Origin of the sequence: Mycobacterium branderi (genome assembly GCF_010728725.1) — a bacterium.
Taxonomy (GTDB): Bacteria; Actinomycetota; Actinomycetes; order Mycobacteriales; family Mycobacteriaceae; genus Mycobacterium; species Mycobacterium branderi.
The window spans coordinates 3,199,135-3,213,957 of the sequence record NZ_AP022606.1; the positions used below are offsets into that span (position 1 = coordinate 3,199,135).

Consider the following 14,823-nt stretch of genomic DNA (forward strand, 5'->3'; position numbering starts at 1 on the left):
CGTCTAGTCGATCGTGCCGGTCAGGTCGAACTCAGCCAGCGTGCGCGCCGCTAATTCGCGCAACGCGGACTTGGTATTTTCCGCGCCCGGTTGATAGGCGTTGACCGTGAGGTAAACCCGGGCCCCTCCAGTCCGCCAGGATTGCAGCGTCATTTGGCCGCCCACCCGCTCGAGCCACCCTCGGCTGAATCGCTGCCCCGTTGCTCGTGTCATGACGAGTTCCCCGTCGGTGCCGTCGAGGCGGCACACCAACGGACCGAGGTCGCCGAGATTAGAACACAGCACGGGAACGTCGGGGTCGCTGAAACCCGCGTCCACCATCCGCTTCAAGGCTCCCTTCGGCGTGAACGAAATCAGCGAACGCAACAGCAACGACTCGTCCGGCGTCTCGCGGACAGTTCTCAGCGCCTGCTTGATGGCAGCGCGGGCATCGCGCAGGTCCGTCGCGACCCGGGTCGGGTCGACGCTGACAATCGCAATGGACATCGCGTTCGCACGGGTGTCACCCTCGGTGCGTTCGTTGATGGGCAGGTGCAACGTGACGGTGCCGTCACCGTCACGCCGGCGCCCCAGGCGCTCAGCCAGTTTCGCGGCGAACCCGGCGACCAGCGTATGACCCGTTCCGCCGAGAGCTTGCGCGCGGGCATCCCACGCATCCGAATCGACGTGAATCGAGACGGCAGGTACGACGACGATGTCCTCACCGTCGCCGCCGGACAGAGCAAGGGGTCGCGCCGTCGGTCGGGCGCTATCGCGCCGCGCACGGGCCTGCCTTCGCGCCAGCCTTGCCGCCGCGAAAAACGCTCGGGCAACGTCGGGCACATCCTGCGCTGTCTGCCGGATGTCCTGAACTACCGCGCGTCGTCGAGTGCGGGAACACGGCGGCGGGTAGCCAAGGTCGCGCGTGTTGCCAAGTGCCGCATCAGCGATCGTGAGGGCCAGACCGAGGCCGTCGACCAAGTAGTGAGAAAGCACCAGACTGACCGCGGTCGAGCCATCCGTAAGAGGAAGGACGCCGAGGTGCCAGCCGGGCCCGCATTCCGCGTCGATAGGCAGCTGTGAACGTTCGTCGGCCCAGTCGCTGAGTTCAGCCCGCGGGCGGGCACACTCGGCGATATCGATATCGGCCGGCCCCCGATCCAAGACCCAGCGGGGTCGGCCGAACGGCAACGGCGAGCGCTCGATGCGTCGCCCCAACAATGTGTCACCGAGATTGTGGTGAAAACGCTTGAGCCCGTCGAAGTCTATGCCGTGTTGATACACCCATACGCATTGGATGACCAGGTTCAGGCCGGCCGCTCGATGTCCCGCAAACAAGGCTTGGTCCACCAACGCGAGCCGATTGTCCAGTCGCGCAGCACCATTGGATGTGCTGCTGTGGGGAGACGCGCCCGCGCGTCGTGTCCGGAGCGGCACCGATCAACTCCGGCGGCGGAGGGCGGCACTGGGTGTGACGGCGTCGGCGTCCTCGACATTCATGAACCGTAGAGTAGCCGGATATCCGAATATCGGTGATCCAATCCGGAACTGTGCACTATGGTGCATGTATGAGCTACAGCCTGTGGCCTGCCGTCGAGCGCGCCGCAGTCGCTTGTTCATACCGACGGTACCGGTCCGGCCTTGTGCCGGACCATTTTTTGGGGGAAGAGGTCTCGCGCAGGGGGTCGAACACCGAGCTCTGGTGGTGAGCCCCGCCGCGGACCGGGGGCCTGCTGCCCGACCGGTCGCCCTGTTCGTGATGGGGGTGAACCGGTCCGGAACGTCGGCGCTCACGCGGGTCCTCTCGCTGTGTGGCGGTGCGCTCCCGGCCGGGCTGGCCGGGGCCAACTCGGGCAATCCGCTTGGCTATTGGGAACCGCGCGCGGCACACCGCATCAACTACAGAATCTTGCGCCGCCACCGTAGCGTGTGGTTCGACCCGACGTTGCGTTTGCAAGAGCAGGATGCGTTCGACGGCGAGGAGAAGGCTGCCTACGTCGCCGAGATCGGGGAGTTTCTCGCCACGCTGCCGGCCGCGCCGCTCGTAGTCATCAAGGACCTGAACATCACCGCGCTGGCCGGCCTGTGGTTCGAGGCGGCACGCCAGCTCGGATTCGGCATCGTGACAGTGATAACCGTGCGCCACCCGCAGGAGGTCGCCGCGTCGCTCGCGGCGTTGAATCGAACCTCGCCGCAACTCGCGAGCGCTTTGTGGCTGAAATACACCCTGCTCGCCGAGAGGAACACGCGCGGCATGCCGCGCGTGTTCGTCGATTACGCCAACCTTCTCGATGATTGGCGCCGTGAAGTGAAGCGGATCTCGGCGGCGCTCGCAATCGATCTCGACGCCCGGGATGAAGACGCAATCGATGAATTTCTCAGACCGGAGTTGCACCGCCAGCGATTCGCCGGCCAGGTGACAGAGCCGTTCGGCTCGAACTGGATTTCCGTTGTGTACGAGGCGCTGTGCGCGGCCGCGCGCGACGAGGCATGGGATGAGTCTGCACTCGATCGCGTTTTCGACGCGTATCAGGCGAGCGAACGTGGTTTCCGGACGGCAGCGGAGGATTTTCACCGCCTGCACCGGTTCAACTGGCTCGTCCGCCCGACCATCCTGAACCTGCTCTATGAGGTGCTCGCGATCGCGCACCGGCGCAGGGGACCCTGGGCCTAACCGGCAGGCGGCTTCAGAGTATGCCCAGGCCTTTGCTTAACTGAAGGAACCCGACCACTACCAGGATCGCTATCACGACCTGCCGGCGGCGTGCCAGCGCCCAGTCGTGCAGTGGGCGCAGCAGCGCTTGGGTTTTGGCCGGCGCAACCAGGTAGGTGACCAGGGTGATCTCGATAACCGCGAACATCCCAATGACAAACACGATGGCCGCGACGAATTGTGTGCCGATCGGAGCTCCCGAAGCCACGATCATCGTGTCGACGAACAGCACCAAGAGGGGTGGTGGCAAACCGCCGATGCCGAAAACGAACGCGACCCATAACGAGCCGTTCTCCCAGGCAGTTTGGAGGCGGCCGAGCAGCCGCCGCAACGGCGACCCGCCCTCCGCCGCCGCGTCCTGCGGGAGGCCCAACGGTGAGAACTCGGTCGGTCGATCCGAATCGAGTACCAAGACCGACGTGTTGCCGCCCGGTGTCGCCAGCCGCGCCCGCTGACGCGACGCGGAGCGCATTGCCATCACGGCTGCGATCGATAGCGCGACCACACCTATGCCGAGCTGAATGTGCCGGACTGTGGAGCTCGCGGCGCTGGCCGGAATGGTCGAATCATGCGCGAAAGAGGTGAACGTCGGTGTCGAGTGCAGCACGACCAGCGGAACCAGCACACACACAAGATTGACGATCAGGCCGCCGACCAAGTAGGCCAGCAGGTTTTGCAGGGTCCGCGGCCGGGAGACCATCAGAAGGATGACCGCGAGCAGCACCGGGTTGAACCCCACCAGCAACGCCAGCCCGAGCAGTGAGCCCCACACGGCCGGAACCCTATAGCACGCTGCGCCCAGACCGGCCAGACTTGCAGATTTCAGGTCGAAAGTAATCGATATCGAGTTATGCTGCCGGGCGGCTGAGGCGCGGAATGCGAGGCCGCGGTTTTCATTTCGCAGAACGCGCACGGGAAGCGAGAGGCCGGGATCCGCGATGAAGTTTGTGCTGGCAAGCTATGGAACTCGCGGCGACGTCGAACCCTGTGTCGCTGTCGGCCGTGAGCTGCTGCGTCGCGGCCACGACGTCCGCATGGCCGTCCCGCCCGACCTGGTTGGCTTCGCCGAGTCGGCAGGGCTTACGGCGGTCCCCTACGGACTGGACATGCAGGAGCCGTGGGAAGTGACGCGCAACTTCTGGGCGTACTTTTTCCACAACTTCTGGAAGATCCGGGATCTGATCCGGCTGTGGCGCGAGGGTTGGGAGCTGTTCGCCCGGTGTTCGCGGGAGACGAGCACCACGCTGAAGTCACTGGCGGATGGGGCGGACTTGCTGTTCACCGGCCCGGGTTTCGAAAACGTCGCTGCCAATATCGCGGAGTACTACAACATTCCGTTGGCGACGTTGCACTGGTTTCCGCTGCGGGCCAACGGTCAGCTGGTTCCGGTCCTGCCGGCCACGCTGGCGCGGTCGGTGATGACGGTGTATGAGTGGCTGGCCTGGCGCCTGAACAAGAGGCTCGAGGACGCGCAGCGCAGCGACTTGGGCCTGCCGAAGGCTAAGGCTCCCGCGTCACGACGGATAGCTGAACGCGGATCGCTGGAAATCCAGGCCTACGACGAAGCTTGCTTTCCCGGGCTGGCAGCAGAATGGGCTAAAGAAAATGGCCGACGGCCCTTTGTCGGCACGCTGACAATCGAGTTGCCGACGGATGTCGATGACGAGGTCACCTCGTGGATTAAGGCGGGCAGCCCGCCGATTTTCTTCGGCTTCGGCAGCACAACGGTCGAATCCCCGGCCGAGACGCTCGCGACAATCAGCGGGGCGTGCGCGCAGTTGGGTGAGCGGGCGTTGGTGTGTGCCGGCTGGAGCGACTTCAGTGACGTGCCCGACGTCGAGCACGTCAAGGTCGTCAGCGAGATGAACTACGCCGCTACCTTTCCGGCCTGCCGCGCCGTCGTGCACCACGGTGGGACGGGCACTACCGCCGCCGGCCTGCGTGCCGGAGTTCCTACGCTGATCCTCTGGATGTTGCCGGATCAGCGGATCTGGGCAGGCGCGGTCAGCCGACTGAAAGTCGGTACCGCCCGGCGCTTTTCGAGCACTACCCCCGAATCGTTGGTTGCTGACCTGCGCCGGATCTTGGCGGCGGACTACGCCACCCGGGCCCGTGACATTGCGGCCCGGATGACCAAACCCGCCGAAAGCATCGCAGTAGCCGCCGATCTCGTGGAAAACTCCGCCCGCCTCGGACGCGTCGGCTGACGGCGAAGTTGCCTCCAAGGGGTCGAAGTATGGTGAGGCAATGGACAACCTGCTCGACCCGCTCGACCAGACCATGTTCGATCTTGGCCGGGCAACAGGAGTAACCGGGCTGATCCAGGCTGTTTGGGTGTACAACCGTGCTGTCGATATCGAGGGTCTGCGGAAGTTTCACGGCCATCTTCAGCGGGGGCGGTTGTCTCGCCGTATCGAACGTTCACCGTTGCCGTTCGGTCGGCACCGCTGGGTCGCGCCCAACGGGTCGCCCACACTCGAGGTGGTCTCATCCGCGCGGCCGCGCGAGGAATTCGACGCGTGGCTGACCGAGCAGGCCAGGATCCCGCTGGATTGCGAGCGGGGACCGGGATGGCATCTGGCGGTGCTGCCGTTCACCGATGGCGGCGCCGGGGTGAGCCTGCTCGTGCCGCACTCCATCACCGATGGTCTGGGGCTGTTCGAGGCGCTGGCCGATGCCGCGCTGGGCCGCGACGACCCGATCAGGTGGCCTGCGGCCGGATCGCGCCGGCGGTGGCAGGCCGTGCGCGAGGATGCTCGCCAAACCGCGCGCGATGCCCGCGCGATCGGCCGCGGCGTCGCCGCCACGGTAAGGGCGGCGCGGCGTGCCCGTGATACCGCCCCACCCTTGGCCACCAACGCAGCTGCGCCTGCTGGTACCGACGATCCCATCATGCTTCCGACAGCGACGGTGTTCGTGGATGCCCGTGAGTGGGACGCCCGCGCCCACGCACTCGGCGGGACCAGCAATGCGCTGCTCGTCGGACTAGCCGCCCGGCTTGCCGAGCTGCGGGGGCGGCTCACAGCGGATGGCATGGTCGCCATGAGGATTCCGGTCAGCGACCGCACCGTCGGCGACAGGCGCGGCAATGCCGTCAGCAATGTCGACGTCAGGGTCGACCCCGCCGCCGCGACGACGGATCTGCGGGAGATTCGGGCCGCGGTCAAACAGGCGCTGACGCGCCACCGGGAGGTGCCCGACGACGAACGGGTGATGCTGTCGCTCGTTCCGCTGTTGCCTCAGGGCCTCCTCAGGGTCACGGGCAGCGCGACCAGCGTCATCGCCACCAACCTCGGTATGGCCGACCCTGCCGTCACCCGGGCAGACGGCCGCGACGCCGACTACTTCGCCGCGAGGCTTCTCTACCAGGGCGTGAGCACCGCACTGATGCATCGGTTGGGCGGACTGCAGGTTTTGCCCTCGGGACGAGCACACGGGCAGGTCTTTGTCTCGGCCATCGCCTATCAGCCGGGCGGCCCCAACTCGAATGACGGCCTACGGCACGACCTTTCGATTGTTCTGAAAGACTTCTCGCTGACCGGCACACATCTGTGAAGCTGTTGAATTGTCCCTCATCGAGGGACCAGGTGCTAGCATCCGGTCCGTGTCTGGACGCGCGGCCCCGGTGCGGATCGGCGTCCTTGGCGCAGCTCGCATCGCCCCGTTGGCTCTGATCAATCCCGCGCGGGGACACTCCGAGGTTGTGGTGGCTGCGGTGGCGGCACGCGACGTGTCCCGTGGTCAAGCCTTTGCCGCCAAGCACGATATCGGTCAGGTGCATGACAGCTACGAGGCGCTGATCGCCGATCCGGACCTCGATGCCGTGTACAACCCGCTGCCGAACGGCTTGCACGGCAGGTGGACCCGTAAGGCGGTTATCGCCGGCAAGCACGTGTTGTGCGAAAAGCCGTTTACCGCCAATGCCGTCGAGGCCCGCGAGATCGCCGAACTGGCCGCGAAGTCGGACCGGGTTGTGATGGAGGGGTTCCATTATCGCTATCATCCGTTGACTTTGCGCGCCGAGGAGATCATGGCCTCGGGGGAGTTGGGCAAGCTGCAGCGGGTAGAGGCGGCGATGTGCTTTCCGCTGCCGAAGTTTTCCGATATCCGCTACGACTACTCGCTTGCCGGTGGTGCCCTGATGGATGCCGGCTGCTATGCGGTTCACATGGTTCGCACATTCGGCGGCTCGACCCCGGAAGTTGTTTCGGCACAGGCGAAGTTGCGCGATTCCAAGATCGACCGCGCGATGACGGCGCAGTTGAGTTTCGTCGGCGGGCACACCGGCCAGGTCCGCTGCTCGCTGTGGTCGTCGAGCCTGCTGCGGTTCAGCGCGAAGGTAGTCGGCGATCGCGGGGAGCTGCGTATGCCCAATCCTGTGGCACCCCAGGTGTTCAATCGGCTCACGGTCCGAACGGCCGACGGCAAGCGGGTAGAGCGCTTCCCGCGCCGCGCCTCGTATGCGTATCAGCTTGACGCATTCGCCGGGGCTGTATTGCGTGGCGAGCCGGTGAAGACATCGCCGCAGGACTCGGTCGAGAACATGGCCGTCATCGATGCGATCTATCGCGCTGCCGGGCTTCCGCTGCGTGAGCCGGCCTGAGACCCGATCAGGTGGCGAACTGCACTTGGTCGATGTGGTCGGCAACCCGCAGGGCGTTGGCTGCGATCGTCAGACTGGGGTTCAATCCGGTGCTGGACGGGAAAAACGAGGCGTCCACCACGTAGAGGTTGTCGACCTCGTGTGCCCGATTGTGTGGGTCGAGCACACTGGATTTGGGATCGTCGCCGAAGCGGCACGTGCCGCACGCGTGCGCCAGGTTCTGGTTGTTCTTGGCGGTCGGGAACGTGATTTTTCGAAGCGGCTCCAGCGTTTCCTTCAGCTGCCGCAGAAATGCTGCCCGGCGCTCCATTTCGCTTGCGTGGCAACGATATTGAATCCGCACCCGCGGGTTGCCGTCCCCGCCCGGCAGGACGCGGTTGTCCAGATACGGCAGGTCCTCCATGATCGCTGCCAGCACCAGCCCGCCGTTGAAGTACTCGTAGATGCGGCGCGTCGCCGGGCTCATCAGGCGCAGCGCCTTCGGCCGCCAGCCGGGCTGGTTGGTCATCACGTCCACGGGCGGCATCGAGCCAGCCGACTGCAGGGTGCCGTACTTCTGCCCGTCCCGAAAATAGAAATCGTTCAGCCCGATCTGCTTGCTGGGTGCAGTGACCTTGCGGCCGGGCTGCGGCCAGACGGCGATGTAGTCGATCAGGTGACGCATCAGGTTGCGCCCCACCCAGTCTGAGCTGTTGGCCAATCCGTGCGGCCAATCACCCGAACGGGAATTGAGCAACAGCACGGGAGTGGCCAGCGCGCCGGCGGCCAGCACCACCACCTTGGCCTTCAGGGCAAGCGCGCCGTAGCGATGCTCGCAGATCACCTGCCGGACGTGAGTGCGGTCCGCGTCGAGGCGCACGGCCCGACATTGGGCCAGCAGTCGGGCGCCGTACTCGGTAATGGCCGGCAGCAGGCAATTGCGCGCGGCGTCATTCTTGCACGACTGGTCACAGAGATAGCCGTCACAGGTGGTGCACCCGTCGGTGTAGTCACATGCCATCGGCAGGTGGTACGGATGCAAGCCGCGGCCTGCCAGGTGGTCGAACAGCGGCTGGTTGTCTGCCGAAAACGGCGGTGGTGCAGGCAAACCCGCGTCGGCTGCCTCCGGCCGGAGCGGATCGGGCTGGCCGCGAACCCCCAGCAGCCTCTCGGCAGCCGAGTACCACGGTCGCATTTGCTCGTAGGTGACCGGCCAGGCCTCCGGCACCGTGGATTCGCCGGGGTCAGGGAAGTCCTGCCGCGGACTGAAGTCGCGAGCGAAGAATCGTTCACAGACCATGCCATAGATGGCCGACGAGCCTCCTGTTCCGCTGCCCATCAACGGCACAAACCGCCGCGGGAAGCGCCCGCTGATGTCTTCGGCTTCGTCGGTCGAGCGTCCGGCGCGAGCCAACGCATCGCGATAGGTCTTTGCGGAGCGACACGCCAGCGGCTCGGCCAGTTCGGGCATCGAAGAGCGAATCGTTCCGGGCACCCAAGGGAGTGTCGAGCGGCCCTTCTCGACGAACAGCACTCTGCGCCCTGAGCGGGCCAGCGAATAGCCGAGCATCGCGCCACCCATGCCGGTGCCCACGACAACGACGTCCCACACAACGTCTTCTGCCTCGCGAGAATTCAACTCGCCGTCAGCCAAATCGACTTCCTAGCGGAGGGGCCCAAGCTTTGCCCGGTTCGGGCGAATCACGAACGTACCATTCGTTGCCACGCGCAGATGCGTTTTCGGCATTCTGAATTCCCTTCGCCGCGAACTACTCCCAGCAACGAAACGCACACCTCGAAAGAATGTCATGCCTTTGATGCTGCTATGGTTCCCGCCATGGCAATCGGGCGGCCGCTTAGGGCTCGCCTCGCGCAGTGGGCGGTGCGCGCTCCGTTGCGCGCTCCGTACCGGCTTACGCGTGTTGTTTTACCCGGTGCCTACGCGAGCGACGGGCTGATCAGTATTCACCGCCACGCGTTCCTCGACGACCCCGCGTTCCAGCGTGCTTACCAGCGAGGCGTGCGCGCTCTTGGCGGCAAGGACTTTTATCAGTGGCAGTGGCGCGTGCACATCGGGCTATGGGCAGCGGCCAACGCCAGCCGGCTTGATGGTGATTTCGTCGAATGCGGGGTCAGTTACGGGTTTTTGAGCAGCGCCGTGATGGAATTCCTCGATTGGGATCGCCTGGGCAAAACGTTCTACCTGTTGGACACGTTCGCCGGACTGGACCCGCGCTACATCACCGCCGCCGAACGCCCGGCCAAGACGCTGAGGAAAAGTCGGCGATGGCTGCGCAACGGTTTCTATGCGAGCTCGGCCGACAGCGTCCGCGCCAATTTCGCGCAGTGGCGTAACAAGCGGATCGTCGTCGGGGCGGTTCCGGAGACGCTCGGCCAGGTCGACGCGAATGCGGTGGCGTTCCTCCATATCGACATGAACTGTGCCGCACCCGAAGTCGACGCTCTGCGCTTTTTCTGGCCGCGCCTGTCTCCCGGTGCTTTCGTGCTGCTGGACGACTACGCGTTTCTCGGAGCAGATGAGCAGCGACTCGCCATGGATGAATTGGCGAGCGAATTGGGCGTGCCGATCTGCGCATTGCCAACGGGCCAGGGCCTTCTCACCAAGCCCGCAGGATAAGACGCGGAGCGCAGTTCAGATGCTGCCGATGCCGTTGACCACCAGCGAGACGCCGCCCACAGCGAAGATGCCGATGAGGACGTGCTGACGGTGGGCCAACGCCCAGTCGTGCAAGCGTCGCAGTACCGCTTCGGTTTTCGCCGGCGCGATCAGATAGCTGAGAAGGGCGAGTTCGGCAATCGCAAGCACCCCGACGACGAATGCGATCGCGGCGCCCACCTGTGTGCCGATCGCAGCTCCAGAGGCAACGATGATCGTGAGGACAAATACCAGCAGCTCGGGCGCCACCCCTCCGAGCGCAATGCCGATCACGAATGCGACCCACAAGGACCCGTTTTCCCACGCGGTGTGGACGCGGCCGAGCAGTCGCCGGAACGGCGAGCCGCCCTCCGTCGCAGCGTCTTGCGTGCGGCCCAGCAGCCGCGAGAGTAGGTCCGGCGGATTCGACTCCCGCCCAGCCGTCGGCGCGTCGCCGGCTGGTGCCATCGCATAGGCTCGCCGCTGCGCCCGCAGGCGCACCGTCATCACCGCAGCGATCGCCAATGCGACCACACCGATACCGAGCTGAACGTGGCGGACGGTGGAGCTCGTGGCCAGGTGGTCCGCAAAAGATCTGAACGTCGGCGTGACGTGCAGCAGTGTCAGCGGAATCCCCACCGCGGGGATGAACGTCGTCACGCAGCCGGCCCAGTAGGCGAGCAGGTTTTGCGTGGGCCGTGGCCGGGAGATCACGAGAAGGGTGATGGCGAGACGCAGCGGATCAAGACCAACCACCAGCCCCAGCACAAGTACGGAGCCCCACATGGGCCGGAACACTACCCTGTGGGTTTCCCAGGTAGTAAGTGGCACCTGAGGCGGCTGAGACCGCTGACGACTAAGTGGACGTCGCAAATGTTGCCGCGGCCGCGACGCCTCCGCACATTCGCATGACTTTCGAGGTGAAACAGGTCGTCAGCGAACGTTACGGCAGTATCGTGCGCCAATGAGCAACGTGCTGGACCCGCGCGATCAGGTCTGGTTCGACTACGGGCGAGCCACCGGAGTCAGCACCCTGGGGCAGTGGGTCTGGGTGTACAACCGTCCGATCCACCTAGACGGTCTGCGACGGTTCCACGACCATCTTCAGCGCGGACGCTTATCTCGCCGCATCGAACGGTCGCCGTTGCCGTTCGGCCGCCACCGCTGGGTATCAGCCGACGGGTCCTCCGACATCGAGTTGGTCGCCACGGCCCGCCCGCGAGAAGAATTCGACGCCTGGCTCAGTGAGCAGGCCAAGTCCCCGCTGGATTGCGAGCACGGACCCGGATGGCGCCTCGCTGTGCTTCCGTTTACCGACGGCGGCACCGGACTGAGCTTGCTGACCTCACATTGCCTCACTGATGGCCCCGGCCTCTGTGAAGCGTTGGCGGATGCCGCGGTTGGCTGCGACGACCCGATCAGCTGGCCTGCCGCCGCATCGCGGCGGCGGTGGCGGGCGCTGCACGAGGATGCGCGCCAAGCGGTGCGCGACACTCCCGCTGTCGGCCGCGCCGTCGTCGCCGCCGTACGGTTGGCCCGGCGCAGCCGCGGTGATACCGGGGCGGCGATGACGTCAACGCCACTCATGGTGCCCGCCGGCGGCGACGAACCCGTCACGCTCCCCACGGCGATGATCTTCATCGATGCCGACGAGTGGGACGCCCGCGCACACTCACTCGGCGGGAACAGCACCGCGCTGCTTGCGGGAGTGGCGGCTCGCCTCGCCCAACGAGTGGGGAGGGTCACCGCAGACGGCTCGGTCAGCTTGGTGATGCCAGTCAACGAACGCGCCGCCGGCGATACTCGCGCCAACGCCTTCAGCGACGTCAACATCAGGGTCGACCCTGCATCTGCCACGACGGACCTGCGTGAGATCCGCGCCGCAATCAAGCAAGCCCTGATGCGCTACCGGGAGTTAGCCGACGAACAGCGGGCGCTCTTCGCTGTCATTCCCTTGCTACCCAAGCGACTCTTCAAGGTCGCCGGCACCGCGACAAGCGTCGTCTCATCCAACCTCGGAGTGATCGGCCCGGCCGCCAGTCGGCCAGATGGCACAGACGCCGACTACTCCGCTGTGCAGAATTCGTACCGGGGTATGACCGAGGCGATGCTGCACCGGTTGGGTGGACTGCAGGCTTTGGTCTCGGGAAGAGCCTGCGGACGCGTCTTTGTCTCGGTCATGGCTTATCAGCCGGGTCGTCTCAGCTCGAATGACGGCTTAAGGCATGAGCTTTCGAGCGTTCTGGAGGACTTTTCGCTCACCGGAACGTATCTGGGCGAGTCCTCGAATCAGCCACCATCGAGGAAATCACCACGCCGAATCGACGACACAGGCGCTCGATCCGCTCCACGGGGGTTTCGGCATCATTCGGCTCGGCCCGCGTCACCGCCAATTCAGTAGCGCGTGATTTTTAGCGGTGCTCGTGTGCTGATACTCGTGCAGGAGCACGGCAGGGCATGGCACTCTGTGAAAGTGTTTGGAGCGGGGGGCCTGACGAGTTAGGCGGGCGATGCCTGAAGGCGTGTTCGGACGTAGCGACGCTGAGATCGACCTCTTGGTCCGTGGCAAGCAGTCAGGGATCGCAGTTGTGGGCTTCGGCTACATCGGCACAGTGATCGGGGCCGTGCTGGCTTCTCGCGGTTGGCCCGTCACGGGAATCGACGTGAGACAGAGCGTCGTCGACGAAATCAACCTCGGCAAGACCACTGTGCCAGAACCAGGGCTCGATGAGCTCGTCGCCAACAGCGTACGAGTCGGGCGGCTCCACGCCACAACCGATTTCGGCGTCCTCGCGGACAACGACTTCGTCATTGTCAACGTCGGTACGCCGCTTGACGACTTCGAACCCGTCGTCGACCACATCAAGGCAGCGGCGCGGTCTGTGGGAGAGCATCTACATGCCGGTCACCTGGTCATCCTCAAAAGCACGGTGCCACCCGACACCACCCAGAATCTCGTCCAGCCGATCCTCGAAGAGGTCTCAGGACTGCAAGCTGGGGTCGACTTCGGGTTGGCGTTTTGTCCTGAGCGATTGGCCGAGGGCCGAGCCATCTACGAACTGACGTCGATCCCGATCGTCGTCGGCGCCATCGACGAGCGCAGCGCCCGTGCATGCGCCACACTGTGGCGCCACACCCTGGGCGTGGACTCCGTTGTCGTCGACGATCCGCGGACCGCAGAGATGGTCAAACTGGCGGACAACCTCTGGATCGACCTCAACGTCGCACTGGCGAACGAGCTGGCCAAGGTATGCGACCGGATCGGGATGGACGTCCTTCAAGTCATCGACGCGGCCAACACGATGCCGAAAGGCAGCCACGACGTGAACATCTTGATGCCGAGCATGGGCGTAGGCGGCTACTGCCTGACGAAGGATCCATGGTTCGTCCACCACTTAGGCCAAACCGTGGGCTTGGACCTCGCGATTCCGCGGACGTCGAGGACCGTCAACGACACGATGCCCGCCTACACCTACGAGCTGCTCGAGCAGCTCCTCGCCGATCAAGGCAAGGCGATCGAGACGAGCAAGATCGCGGTGCTGGGCATTGCGTTCAAGAACAACACCGGCGACTGCCGCCTCACGCCGACCAAGCACTTCGTCGCCCTGCTCGAGGAGAGCGGCTGCGAGCTTTCGGTCCATGATCCGTGGGTGACCGACGACGAGGCCGCCACGGTGACAAGGATCCCGCTGACCGCAGACATCGAGTCGGCGGTCGAAGATGCCGATGCCTTGGCGGTCCTCGCTGCCCATCGAGACTTCCACCAGGTTCCGTTGGTCCGGCTCGCGGATTTGGTGAGCACCAACTGCGTGTTCCTCGACGGACGCAACAGCTTCGACCCGGCAGCAGTGCGTGCCGCGGGCTTCGTCTACAAGGGCATCGGTCGATAGTGTCCAACGTCCTGGTGACAGGCGGCTACGGCTTCATCGGATCACATTTGGTCTCCGCACTGCTGCGCCGCGGCGACACCGTCACGGTTTTCGACCTTGCAAAGGACACCCGCGACAGCGCTGTCGACTTCGACCGCCATGCCAACTTCCGGTTCGTGCGCGGCGATGTCACTGATTTGTCTGCCCTGGAAAAAGCACTGATACCCGGCGTCGACACCGTCTTTCACCTAGCCGCCGTCGTCGGCGTCAAAAGATACCTCGAAGACCCGCTTCAGGTTATCGACGTCAACGTGACCGGCACTCGCAACGTCCTCGAGCTGAGCCAGCGGCATGGAGCTCATGTGGTGTTGGCCAGCACGTCTGAGGTATTCGGCAAAAACCCGAACCCACCGTTCGCCGAGGATGACGACCGTGTGCTCGGTTCGACGAGGACGGCGCGGTGGAGTTATAGCACGAGCAAGGCGATGGCCGAGCATCTCGCTTTCGCGATGCACACCACCTACGGACTGCGGGTGACGGTGGTCCGCTACTTCAATGTCTACGGCCCGCGGCAGCATCCGATCTTCGTGATCTCCCGGACCATCCACCGGATTCTCAATAATCGCCGACCGTTGCTCTACGACGCAGGCGAGCAGACTCGTTGCTTCACTTACGTGGACGACGCCATCGCCGGCACCTTGCTTGCGTCGGAGAGCAAAGCGGCGGTCGGCCAGGCATTCAACATTGGCAGCATGACCGAGACGACGGTGCGCGATGTGGTCGCATTGGCGATCAAGATCGCGAACGTCGACTCGGTGTCCAGCGCCGAATCTATTGATACTGCAGCACATTACGGGGCTCGCTACGAGGACATCCCTCGTCGTATCCCGGATTCGACCAAGGCGCAGCGGGAGCTGGGATGGCGCCTGGAGGTCGATCTCGAGGAAGGGATCCGTCGCACCATCGATTGGGCGCGGGCCAACCCGTGGTACCTGTTGTGACCCGACCGGGATCCTGTTGCGAT

General features: G+C 64.8%; 12 protein-coding genes. 8 read left to right on the forward strand and 4 right to left on the reverse strand.

Annotation, left to right across the window (positions count from 1 at the left end):
• Window positions 1-3 precede the first annotated feature (3 nt).
• The gene (locus tag G6N47_RS16165) at window positions 4-1,416 is read right to left on the reverse strand and encodes a condensation domain-containing protein (protein WP_083134651.1); all 1,413 of its coding nucleotides are present in this window, start codon (window positions 1,414-1,416) and stop codon (window positions 4-6) included.
• 322 nt (window positions 1,417-1,738) lie between these two features.
• Between G6N47_RS16165 and G6N47_RS16170 the strand changes: the two genes are divergently transcribed.
• On the forward strand, window positions 1,739-2,653 hold the full coding sequence (locus G6N47_RS16170; protein WP_139799764.1) for a sulfotransferase family protein: 915 nt from the start codon (window positions 1,739-1,741) through the stop codon (window positions 2,651-2,653).
• Window positions 2,654-2,666: 13 nt separating this feature from the next.
• On the opposite strand, the gene G6N47_RS16175 is transcribed toward G6N47_RS16170, so the two are convergent.
• Window positions 2,667-3,464, reverse strand: coding sequence for a GAP family protein (locus G6N47_RS16175; RefSeq protein WP_083134653.1), 798 nt, complete (start codon window positions 3,462-3,464; stop codon window positions 2,667-2,669).
• 166 nt (window positions 3,465-3,630) lie between these two features.
• Between G6N47_RS16175 and G6N47_RS16180 the strand changes: the two genes are divergently transcribed.
• From G6N47_RS16180 to G6N47_RS16190, 3 genes are read left to right on the forward strand one after another with little or no spacing between them, the layout of a single operon-like run.
• Entirely contained in the window at window positions 3,631-4,899 is a 1,269-nt protein-coding gene (locus G6N47_RS16180) for a glycosyltransferase (protein ID WP_083134654.1), read from the forward strand.
• Window positions 4,900-4,939: 40 nt separating this feature from the next.
• Window positions 4,940-6,247: a hypothetical protein gene (locus tag G6N47_RS16185; RefSeq protein ID WP_083134655.1), complete on the forward strand. Its 1,308-nt coding sequence runs from the start codon at window positions 4,940-4,942 to the stop codon at window positions 6,245-6,247.
• A 40-nt stretch (window positions 6,248-6,287) separates the two neighbouring features.
• Window positions 6,288-7,295: a Gfo/Idh/MocA family protein gene (locus G6N47_RS16190; RefSeq protein WP_372517543.1), complete on the forward strand. Its 1,008-nt coding sequence runs from the start codon at window positions 6,288-6,290 to the stop codon at window positions 7,293-7,295.
• 7 nt (window positions 7,296-7,302) lie between these two features.
• On the opposite strand, the gene G6N47_RS16195 is transcribed toward G6N47_RS16190, so the two are convergent.
• The gene (locus G6N47_RS16195; protein ID WP_083134657.1) at window positions 7,303-8,928 is read right to left on the reverse strand and encodes a GMC oxidoreductase; all 1,626 of its coding nucleotides are present in this window, start codon (window positions 8,926-8,928) and stop codon (window positions 7,303-7,305) included.
• A 171-nt stretch (window positions 8,929-9,099) separates the two neighbouring features.
• Between G6N47_RS16195 and G6N47_RS16200 the strand changes: the two genes are divergently transcribed.
• The gene (locus tag G6N47_RS16200; protein WP_372517542.1) at window positions 9,100-9,912 is read left to right on the forward strand and encodes a TylF/MycF/NovP-related O-methyltransferase; all 813 of its coding nucleotides are present in this window, start codon (window positions 9,100-9,102) and stop codon (window positions 9,910-9,912) included.
• A 15-nt stretch (window positions 9,913-9,927) separates the two neighbouring features.
• On the opposite strand, the gene G6N47_RS16205 is transcribed toward G6N47_RS16200, so the two are convergent.
• Window positions 9,928-10,716, reverse strand: a complete 789-nt coding sequence (locus G6N47_RS16205) for a GAP family protein (protein ID WP_083134658.1) — start codon at window positions 10,714-10,716, stop codon at window positions 9,928-9,930.
• Between the two features lie 178 nt (window positions 10,717-10,894).
• Here G6N47_RS16205 and G6N47_RS16210 point away from each other — a divergent pair, with 178 nt between their 5' ends.
• The 3 genes from G6N47_RS16210 to G6N47_RS16220 all read left to right on the forward strand — a co-directional run bounded on the left by G6N47_RS16210 (window position 10,895) and on the right by G6N47_RS16220 (window position 14,800).
• On the forward strand, window positions 10,895-12,331 hold the full coding sequence (locus G6N47_RS16210; protein ID WP_232080221.1) for a non-ribosomal peptide synthetase family protein: 1,437 nt from the start codon (window positions 10,895-10,897) through the stop codon (window positions 12,329-12,331).
• Window positions 12,332-12,518: 187 nt separating this feature from the next.
• Complete coding sequence (locus G6N47_RS16215) at window positions 12,519-13,820, forward strand: nucleotide sugar dehydrogenase (protein WP_232080222.1); 1,302 nt, start codon at window positions 12,519-12,521, stop codon at window positions 13,818-13,820.
• Window positions 13,821-13,834: 14 nt separating this feature from the next.
• On the forward strand, window positions 13,835-14,800 hold the full coding sequence (locus G6N47_RS16220; protein WP_232080223.1) for an NAD-dependent epimerase/dehydratase family protein: 966 nt from the start codon (window positions 13,835-13,837) through the stop codon (window positions 14,798-14,800).
• The last annotated feature ends 23 nt before the right edge of the window (window positions 14,801-14,823 follow it).